Annotated in this window: 9 protein-coding genes; 7 read left to right on the forward strand and 2 right to left on the reverse strand. The window is 59.2% G+C overall.

Features of this window, described 5'->3' with window-relative positions; all coding sequences use genetic code 11:
• The 5 genes from D8V06_RS12495 to D8V06_RS12515 all read left to right on the forward strand — a co-directional run.
• On the forward strand, positions 1–187 hold a 187-nt coding region (locus tag D8V06_RS12495), incomplete at its 5' end, for a thioredoxin fold domain-containing protein (protein ID WP_153189255.1).
• Between the two features lie 133 nt (positions 188–320).
• Positions 321–1,625, forward strand: coding sequence for a homoserine dehydrogenase (locus D8V06_RS12500; RefSeq protein ID WP_056853659.1), 1,305 nt, complete (start codon positions 321–323; stop codon positions 1,623–1,625).
• Positions 1,626–1,693: 68 nt separating this feature from the next.
• Complete coding sequence (thrC, locus tag D8V06_RS12505) at positions 1,694–3,103, forward strand: threonine synthase (RefSeq protein ID WP_056853622.1); 1,410 nt, start codon at positions 1,694–1,696, stop codon at positions 3,101–3,103.
• Between the two features lie 119 nt (positions 3,104–3,222).
• A complete protein-coding gene (locus D8V06_RS12510; RefSeq protein WP_130931049.1) occupies positions 3,223–4,569 on the forward strand; it encodes a transporter substrate-binding domain-containing protein in 1,347 nt (448 codons plus the stop codon).
• A 152-nt stretch (positions 4,570–4,721) separates the two neighbouring features.
• Complete coding sequence (locus D8V06_RS12515; RefSeq protein WP_056853620.1) at positions 4,722–5,009, forward strand: DUF3509 domain-containing protein; 288 nt, start codon at positions 4,722–4,724, stop codon at positions 5,007–5,009.
• A gap of 169 nt (positions 5,010–5,178) precedes the next feature.
• On the opposite strand, the gene D8V06_RS12520 is transcribed toward D8V06_RS12515, so the two are convergent.
• Together D8V06_RS12520 and D8V06_RS12525 are read right to left on the reverse strand one after the other, a co-directional pair.
• Complete coding sequence (locus D8V06_RS12520; protein WP_056853619.1) at positions 5,179–6,147, reverse strand: TIGR02285 family protein; 969 nt, start codon at positions 6,145–6,147, stop codon at positions 5,179–5,181.
• Positions 6,101–7,300 carry a CaiB/BaiF CoA-transferase family protein gene (locus D8V06_RS12525; RefSeq protein WP_130931050.1) on the reverse strand — a complete coding sequence of 400 codons (1,200 nt, stop codon included), beginning with the start codon at positions 7,298–7,300 and terminating at the stop codon, positions 6,101–6,103. Before D8V06_RS12525 ends, D8V06_RS12520 begins: the two co-directional genes overlap by 47 nt.
• 148 nt (positions 7,301–7,448) lie before the next feature.
• Here D8V06_RS12525 and D8V06_RS12530 point away from each other — a divergent pair, with 148 nt between their 5' ends.
• Together D8V06_RS12530 and recJ are read left to right on the forward strand one after the other, a co-directional pair.
• Entirely contained in the window at positions 7,449–7,991 is a 543-nt protein-coding gene (locus tag D8V06_RS12530; protein ID WP_056853617.1) for a YaeQ family protein, read from the forward strand.
• A gap of 52 nt (positions 7,992–8,043) precedes the next feature.
• Positions 8,044–9,753 (forward strand): single-stranded-DNA-specific exonuclease RecJ, encoded by a 1,710-nt coding sequence (gene recJ, locus D8V06_RS12535; protein ID WP_130931051.1) that lies wholly within the window; start codon positions 8,044–8,046, stop codon positions 9,751–9,753.
• Positions 9,754–9,923 lie beyond the last annotated feature (170 nt).

The raw sequence follows: 9,923 nt of genomic DNA on the forward strand, positions 1-9,923 counted from the left end.
GGACAAAATGGTCGACGGCAAGGAAATCAAGGCCGCCAAGTGCGATAACCCGGTTGCCAAACAGTTCGCCCTCGGTCAGTCGATTGGCGTGAACGGTACACCGGCCATCGTTTTGGCCGATGGTCAGGTCATTCCGGGCTACCAGCCTGCGCCACAAGTCGCCAAACTGGCGCTGGGCGCGAAGTAAATTCGCATCGTCACGGTCAGCCATTGACGATCATGGTCCGGCAGCAACATCGCCGGGCCATTAATAGAGAGCCGCGAACATGCGGCTGTTTTCACGGCCGGCCTCGAGTCGGCCGTTTTATGGGGAGTTCACAGTGAAACCGGTCAAAGTAGGCATCTGTGGGTTAGGGACCGTCGGTGGCGGTACCTTCAACGTACTTCAGCGCAACGCCGAGGAAATCTCTCGTCGTGCCGGGCGTGGGATCGAAGTGGCACAAATTGCCATGCGCACGCCAAAGCCTCAGTTCCAAACGACCGGTATTGCGATTACCAACGATGTCTTCGAAGTGGCCACGAACCCTGAGATCGACATCGTGATAGAGCTGATGGGCGGCTATACCGTTGCCCGCGAGCTGGTACTCAAGGCCATCGAGAATGGCAAGCATGTGGTCACCGCGAACAAGGCGCTGATAGCCGTTCACGGTAATGAGATTTTCGCCAAGGCACGCGAGAAAGGCGTGATCGTGGCATTCGAAGCAGCGGTGGCCGGTGGCATTCCGGTGATCAAGGCGATCCGCGAAGGCCTGTCCGCCAACCGCATCAACTGGGTGGCCGGGATCATCAACGGCACCGGCAACTTCATTCTCACCGAGATGCGCGAGAAAGGCCGGACCTTCGAAGACGTGTTGGCCGAAGCGCAAGCCCTGGGCTATGCCGAAGCCGACCCGACCTTTGACGTTGAAGGCATCGATGCGGCGCACAAGCTGACGATTCTGGCTTCGATTGCATTCGGCATTCCGCTGCAATTCGACAAGGCTTACACCGAAGGCATCACCAAACTGACCACCGCCGACGTCAACTACGCCGAAGCGCTGGGTTATCGCATCAAGCATCTGGGGGTGGCGCGCAGCACCGCATCCGGTATTGAACTGCGCGTGCACCCGACGCTGATCCCGGCCGATCGCCTGATCGCCAACGTCAACGGCGTAATGAACGCGGTGATGGTCAACGGAGACGCCGCCGGTTCGACCCTGTTCTACGGCGCTGGCGCTGGCATGGAGCCGACCGCTTCGTCGGTGATCGCCGACCTGGTGGACGTGGTTCGCGCCATGACCTCCGACCCGGAAAACCGCGTACCGCACCTGGCTTTCCAGCCGGACTCGTTGTCCGCTCACCCGATCCTGCCGATCGAATCCTGCGAAAGCGCTTACTACTTGCGCATCCAGGCCAAGGACCATCCGGGCGTATTGGCCCAGGTGGCAAGCATCCTCTCTGAGCGGGGGATCAACATCGAGTCGATCATGCAGAAGGAAGCCGAAGAGCACGACGGTCTGGTGCCGATGATCCTGCTGACCCACCGAGTGGTGGAACAGCGCATCAACGATGCCATCGCAGCTTTGGAAGCCCTGGCGGGCGTGGTCGGTCCGGTTGTACGGATCCGTGTCGAGCACCTGAACTAAGCCGTTATCGTTTACCGGGCGCCGTGTCGGGCGCCCGGCATTGCGAACACTGTCCATTGGAGTCAGTCATGCGTTACATCAGTACCCGCGGCCAGGCACCGGCCCTGAATTTCGAAGACGTCCTGCTGGCAGGTCTTGCCACCGACGGCGGTCTGTACGTCCCGGAAAACCTGCCACGTTTTACCCAGGAAGAAATCGCTTCCTGGGCCGGCCTGCCGTATCACGAGCTGGCTTTCCGGGTCATGCGCCCGTTCGTCACCGGCAGCATTCCCGATGCCGATTTCAAAAAGATTCTTGAAGAAACCTACGGTGTGTTCGCCCATAGCGCCGTCGCGCCGCTGCGTCAGCTGAACGGCAACGAATGGGTGCTGGAGCTGTTCCACGGCCCGACCCTGGCGTTCAAGGATTTCGCCCTGCAACTGCTGGGTCGTTTGCTCGATTACGTGCTGGAAAAGCGCGGCGAGCGTGTGGTGATCGTCGGTGCCACCTCCGGTGATACCGGTTCGGCCGCCATCGAAGGTTGCAAGCACTGCGAAAACGTCGACATCTTTATCCTGCACCCGCACAACCGTGTGTCCGAAGTGCAACGTCGACAGATGACCACGATCTTCGGTGAGAACATCCACAACATCGCCATCGAAGGCAACTTCGATGACTGCCAGGAAATGGTCAAGGCGAGTTTCGCCGACCAGAGCTTCCTCAAGGGCACTCGCCTGGTGGCGGTGAACTCGATCAACTGGGCGCGGATCATGGCCCAGATCGTTTACTACTTCCACGCAGCCCTGCAGTTGGGCGGCCCGGCGCGCTCGGTGTCGTTCTCGGTGCCGACCGGGAACTTCGGCGACATTTTCGCCGGTTACCTGGCGCGCAACATGGGCCTGCCGATCAATCAATTGATCGTCGCCACCAATCGCAACGACATCCTGCACCGCTTCATGAGCGGCAACCAGTACGTCAAGGAAACCCTGCACGCCACCCTGTCGCCGTCGATGGACATCATGGTGTCATCGAACTTCGAACGCCTGCTGTTCGATCTGCACGGTCGCAACGGCGCGGCGATTGCCGGTCTGATGGACAGTTTCAAGCAAGGTGGTGGTTTCAGCGTCGAGCAGGAGCGCTGGACCGAAGCCCGCAAACTGTTCGACTCGCTGGCCGTGGATGACGCACAAACCTGCGAAACCATCGCCGAAGTTTACGAGCAAACCGGCGAAGTGCTGGATCCGCATACGGCGATCGGCGTCAAGGCAGCACGCGAATGCCGTCGCAGCCTGGATATCCCGATGGTGATTCTGGGCACGGCGCATCCGGTCAAGTTTCCGGATGCGGTGGAGAAAGCCGGCGTAGGAAAAGCGCTGGAACTCCCTGTACATCTTTCTGATTTGTTTGAAAGAGATGAGCGTTGCACCGTGTTGCCGAACGAGCTGAAAGCCGTACAGGCCTTTGTCAGCCAGCATGGCAACCGCGGTAAGCCATTGTAACGGGCAAAACCTGTCACACATTGAAGCCCGTCCCTGACGGGCTTTCTCGTTTCTGCGTGCCACACTGCCGTCGAGATTCGCCCCTGAAGGACGGGTGAATTGAACACAAGGATGTGGCAATGCCGTGTTTCCATGAGTCAAAACCAGCGATGTGCTGGTTGTTTTTTATTGCGGCCCTGGGCTTTGCCCAGTGGGCCGTGGCGGCGCAAATGATGGCTTTTGAGTCGGACGTTGCAGCCGCCGCCCCGGTGCTCGCGCTGGATGCGCAGGAGCGCAAATACCTCGCTGAGCAGCGTCAGGTTGTCGTTGCGTTGACACAGTACCCGTTGTATCTGTTCAAGGACGAGCACGGCCATTGGAGCGGTTTCAACAACGATGTGCTGGAGCGCATCAGCACCCTGACAGGGCTGAAGTTCGTCTACGAAGAGACGTTCTCCTCCGACCAGTTGCTCCAGCGCCTGGAAAGTGGTGCAGCCGACATGAGCACGATGTTGTCCATGAACGACGAGCGCAGGGCATTCCTGGATTTCAGTCATGCGTACGGTGGCGCAAGCTGGGTGCTTATCGGTCATAGCGAAGCGCCCGCGGTGCAGTCGTTGGAGCAGTTGGCGAAAAAGGTCCTGGTGTTACCGACCCGACACGCGCTGGAAGCTGTGATTCGGCATGAGTACCCATCCATTGAGCTGCGCTCGGTCAAGACCTACGCCGAGGCTCGGGCGTTGGTCGAAAGCGGCGAAGCCTACGCGACCATCGACACCGAAGTCGGCGCCCGACTCTATCCTTCGGGGCGGCTCAAGGTCGGCGCAGCGATAGAGGGCAAATGGGACGCTGATTACCTGGCTGTGCGCAAAGGCCAACCACAACTGTTGAGCATCCTCAACAAGGCGCTCGAAGCATTTTCACCAGCTGAGTTACGCGCGATTCGCCACAAATGGTTCGGAGCAACGGCACCCGTAGCGACGCCTTCGGCGTGGGAACGGCTGGATTGCTGGAGCGTTGTTGTTTGCAGCGTATTTGCACTGCTTTGCCTGGTCTGGAATCGTCGCCTCACGACACTGATCCAGCAGCGCCAGGATGCCGCGAACGACCTTCGCGATCAGTTGGCGTTCCAGCATACGTTGCTGGACGCTATGCCCGATCCGATGTTCGTTCGTGATCTGCAAGGGCGCCTGGTCATGTGCAACAAGAGTTACGAGGAGCATCTGGCGATACGCTTCGATCAGGCTCAGGGGCGCCAGCTCATCGAGCTCGACATCATGCCCAAAGCGACGGCCGAACTTCTGCATGCCGAGCTCATGGTTCAACTGAACACGCGCAAGCCATGCTTCAGCGAGCGGCAATTGCTCTTGCACAGTGGCCTCAAGGACGTCTATCAATGGACGGTGCCGTTCTACAGTGCGGACGGGCAATTGCGCGGTCTGTTGGGGGGCTGGAGTGATATCGGTCAACGGGGTCGACAGGCGTGACGGAGTTGTTTTCTCTCTGTCATCTTGGCCATGCATGCTCTGTCGATCAGGGACGCCGTTATGTCTTTCAGAACTTTCTTCCCGGGCCGGCGGTCATTTACTGTAGTGACGCCCCAGGCACTTTGTTTTCGGACTATTGAGTGGTGATCGAGATGGAAAGTATCAGTCTCTTGCTCGGTGAGGCTCTGAGCCCGTATCAAGTGACATTGACCCCGTCAGGTATTCAGGGTGAATGCCGTGTGACATTGAGGAACGCGATCGGTGAGATCGTGGTCGAGCGCAAGTTCAATCAGGCGCAGTTGAGCGACAAGCGCTTGCTGACCGATGTGGTCGACGGCTTGCATCGCGATGTGCTGATTGCTGAAGGACGCCTGGAGCCTTGTGTGATCGCGGCGCTGCGTAATGCCGCTCAGGACAAGCTGTTGGCCAGTCGAAACTGAATTGTCATTTGTGGGAACCTTCCTGCACCAAGGTCAGTCAGACCCATTAACAACAGGATCAAGCATTGTGCTCCGGTGCTTGTAGCTTGTTGCTACGGGTCTGATGCAGGCCACGTTTAACCCCGAGTCGTCTCCCCACTTCTCGGGGTTTCTTTTTGCCCGGCGTTTGTCAGTGCCCGGTCTGTTGCTCGAAAAATGTCCTGGAAGCCTCCAGGTATTCACTGCGACTTTCCGGGTCAAGCCAGGCCGCATAGGCCTCGCTCAGATAGTCACGGGGCAGGGTACGCAACAGTTGGTTTATTTCGGTGATCGCCTTTCGACCCTGCGGCGTGTCGGTGCAGCCGATGTAACCGGACAAGTATTTACCGGTGTTGCGAATCGGGTAGAACTGCAATTCATTCTCCGCGATCCCTTGCTGCTGCGCCTGATAACGGATTTCCGGACGATAGCCCAGCAACAGCTGCAAGCGTCCCAGGCGTTGCATTTGCAAGAGGCTGCCCAATGCGTCGTTACCGTAATGGAGCGTCAAGGCCTTGGGCGGAGCCTGTTTGAGCAGCACGTCGAGGTACTCGCCGTAGTTGCGTTCGGCGACGATCCCCAGCGTCACGGTGCCGGTGGCCAGCAGGGCGGCCAGATCCACTTCTCCATCCTTGATGAATGGCGCCAGCACGTTGCGATCAACGCGGCGCACGGCCAGGCCATTGCTCATGGCGCGGAATACCGGGATGGAAAACGCGATCCAGGTTTCGCGTTCCTTGCTCCAGTTCAAAGCGGCATCACACGTGAGAGAGGGCTCGTGGAGCATCTGCAAGCCGCGCGCGCGATTGACCTTCATCACGCTGTGTTGGTACTGCGGCATGCCGGCGATCAGTTTCGTCAACAGTTGATCGATAATGCCCAGGCCTTTTTTCGGTCCTTCGAAAATGAACAGCGGTGGCAGGTCGCGTTTGAGCCAGATCAGCGTGTCTTTGGGTTGCGCCAACGCCGGCGGTGACGTAGCGCTAATCAACAGAACGCTCGCCACCGCACACAACGCCCGCCCGTTACGCCACAGGCAGTGCTTGAAGAGTTGCGCAAGCAGACGCTTGAGCTCAGATGGCTCCGTCTTTGCGCAGTTGTGCGATCTGCGACGCGTCATAGCCAAGTTCCTGGAGTACCTGCGCGTTGTGCTCGCCCAGTTGCGGCCCGACCCATTCACAATCACCGGGTGTGTCAGAGAGTTTCGGCACAATTCCCGGCATCTTGAAATCTTTGCCATCCGGCAGTTTGGCCTGCAGGAACATTTCCCGGGCGAGGTACTGCGGATCGCTGAACATGTCTTCGGCGCTGAAGATTCGGCTGGCCGGTACGTCGGCCTGATTCAGCAGCTCAAGAATCCTGTCCAGCGACAACGAATTGACCCAGCGATCAATGACGCCGTAGAGCTCGTCACGGCGGCTGTCACGCCCGTCGTTGCTGGCCAGCAACGGGTCGTTGGCCAGGTCTTCGCGACCCATGATCAGCATGAAACGCTTGAAGATCGCATCGCCGTTGGCGCCGATCTGTACGTGCTTGCCGTCGGCACTGGTATGGATCGAAGAGGGCGTGATGCCGGGCATGATGTTGCCGGTCCGTTCACGGATGAAACCGAACACGTCGAACTCCGGGACCATGCTTTCCATCATGGCGAAGATCGCTTCATACAGCGCTACATCAACCACCTGGCCCTGGCCGCCGTTGACCTCACGGTGCCGCAAAGCCATCAGCGCGCCGATCACGCCCCAGAGTGCGGCAATCGAGTCGCCAATGGATATGCCGGTGCGCACCGGTGGGCGATCTTCAAAACCGGTGATGTAGCGCAAACCGCCCATGGACTCGCCGACCGCACCAAACCCTGGTTGATCTTTCATCGGCCCGGTCTGGCCGAAGCCCGAGAGCCGCACCATTACCAGCTTCGGATTCAATGCATGCAGGATCTCCCAGCCCAGGCCAAGTTTTTCCAGGACGCCGGGGCGGAAGTTCTCGATGAGGATGTCCGCTTCGCCGAGCAGCTTTTTCAGAATCGCCAGGCCGTCGGGATGCTTGAGGTTCAGGGTCAGGGACTTTTTATTGCGTGCCTGCACAAACCACCACAGCGAAGTGCCCTCATACAACTTGCGCCATTTGCGTAACGGATCGCCGCCGTCCGGGGATTCGACCTTGATCACATCGGCGCCGAATTCAGCGCAAATGCGCGAAGCAAATGGCCCGGCAATCAACGTGCCCAATTCAACGACTTTCAGGCCCGAGAGCGGTTTGGCGGTCAACGACATACGTGATCCTGTAGGAAAAGGGGTTGAGCGAGTACAGAGTTTTAACATAGCCGACCGTCAGGCGCCCCAGGTAGATCGGCTTCTATTCGTTCAATGGTGGTCGCATCGGTTAGACTTGCCGCCTTTCCCCGTATCAAGAAGCCCGTTCATGGCCCAGCCGTCCACGACCTACAAGTTTGAACTGAACCTCACCGACCTCGACCGTAGCGTCTACGAGAGCGTCAAGCAGACCATCGCCCGTCATCCTTCGGAAACCGAAGAGCGCATGACTGTGCGCCTGCTGGCCTACGCACTCTGGTACAACGAGCAACTGTCTTTTGGCCGTGGTCTGTCAGAAGTGGATGAACCGGCCTTGTGGGAAAAAAGTCTGGATGACCGCGTCCTGCACTGGATCGAAGTCGGCCAGCCGGATGCCGAGCGCCTGACCTGGTGTTCGCGTCGCACCGAGCGCACCAGTCTGCTGGCTTACGGTAGCCTGCGCGTCTGGGAAGGCAAAGTGGTGCCAGCGGTGAAAAACCTGAAAAACGTCAACATCGCGGCCGTGCCTCAAGAAGTGCTGGAAACCTTGGCCAAAGACATGCCCCGCGTCATCAAGTGGGACGTAATGATCAGTGAAGGGACGATTTTCGTGACCGACGATCGCGGTCAACACGAAGTCCAGCTGACCTGGCTGCTGGGCGAACGCGGCTGAGGCTGCGCCATTTCCCAGATATCCCACATTCTAGAGAAGCACCTGTCACCCCATGCGCATCGAACCTCGCCTGTTGCCCGACACCTTGCCCTTCCTCGGTGATATTCCACCTTTGCTGACCCGCCTGTATGCGGCGCGGGGTGTGCAATCCGAAGCCGAACTGGACAAGAGCCTGGCGCGGTTGATCCCGTTCCAGAAGCTCAAGGGCATCGAGGCGGCGGTGGATCTGTTGGTAGTCGCCCTCGAGCAACGTCAGCGGATCCTGATCGTCGGCGACTTTGACGCCGATGGCGCGACGGCCAGTACCGTGGGCACTTTGGGCCTGCGTTTGCTGGGTGCGGCGCATGTCGATTATCTGGTGCCCAATCGATTCGACTACGGCTACGGTCTGACGCCGGAAATCGTCGCGGTGGCACTGGAGCGCCAGCCGCATTTGTTGATCACGGTGGACAACGGCATCTCCAGTGTCGATGGCGTGGCGGCGGCGAAGAAGGCCGGGCTCAACGTACTGGTCACCGATCACCACTTGCCCGGCGACGAATTGCCGTTGGCCGATGCCATCGTCAATCCGAACCAGCCGGGATGCGAATTCCCGAGCAAGGCGCTGGCCGGTGTCGGGGTGATTTTCTATGTGCTGATGGCTTTGCGCGCGCGGTTGCGCGAGCTCGGCTGGTACACGGACAAGCCGCAACCGAACATTGGCGAATTGCTGGATCTGGTGGCACTGGGCAGTGTTGCCGACGTCGTACCGCTGGATGCCAACAACCGGATTCTGGTGCATCAGGGCCTGGAACGGATTCGAGCAGGCCGTGCCCGGCCGGGCGTCAAGGCGATCCTGGAAGTGGCCAAGCGTGATCATGCGCGCATCACCTCGACCGACCTGGGCTTTATTGTCGGCCCGCGCCTGAACGCGGCGGGTCGTCTGGATGACATGAGTCTGGGCATCGAATGCCTGCTGACCGAAGATGCCGTCCTGGCCCGTGAAATGGCTGCCCAACTGGACGGCATGAACCAGGACCGCAAATCCATCGAACAGGGCATGCAGCGTGAAGCGCTGGCCCAGCTCAAGGACCTGCCGCTGGAATCGATGCCGTTCGGTTTGTGCCTGTTCGATCCTGAGTGGCACCAGGGCGTCATCGGTATCCTCGCGTCGCGCATGAAAGAACGCTACTTCCGTCCGACCATCGCTTTTGCCGATGCTGGCGATGGTCTGCTCAAGGGCTCGGGACGTTCGGTGCAGGGCTTTCACATACGCGATGCACTGAGTGTGGTCGCGGCGCAGCATCCGAACCTGATTACCAAGTACGGCGGTCATGCGATGGCGGCGGGCCTGACGCTGGCGCAAGACAACTTTCCGTTGTTCGCCGAGGCGTTTGACGCTGAGGTCCGCCGGCAATTGCGTGAAGAAGACCTGACCGGGCGCCTGCTGTCGGACGGCACCCTGGCGGTCGAGGAGTTTCACCTGGAGCTTGCCCGGGCACTGCGCCATGCCGGGCCTTGGGGACAGCACTTTCCTGAGCCGCTGTTTCACGGGGTGTTTCAACTGGTGGAGCAGCGCGTGGTTGGCGAACGGCACCTCAAAGTGGTACTGAGGAGCGAGTGTGGTTCGGTCAAGCTCGACGGCATTGCCTTTGGCATCGACCGCGACGTCTGGCCGAATCCGACCATCAAGTGGGTCGAATTGGCTTACAAACTCGACGTCAACGAGTTTCGTGGAAACGAGACGGTTCAGTTGATGATTGCCCACATAGAACCGCGTTGACCCCTTCGCGGGCAAGCCTCGCTCCTACGGATTACCGAAATCTATAGGCGCGAGGTTTGCCCGCGAAAGCGATCTTTCTGACTCGCAACCTTTCTGAACCCTCCCTCATCCCTCGATGTCGACTAGGCTCTAAGCACTGCTTGATTATCCTTGTGACGTCTTGTCGAATT

The organism is Pseudomonas sp. Sample_24 (genome assembly GCF_004307605.1).
Lineage (GTDB): Bacteria > Pseudomonadota > Gammaproteobacteria > Pseudomonadales > Pseudomonadaceae > Aquipseudomonas.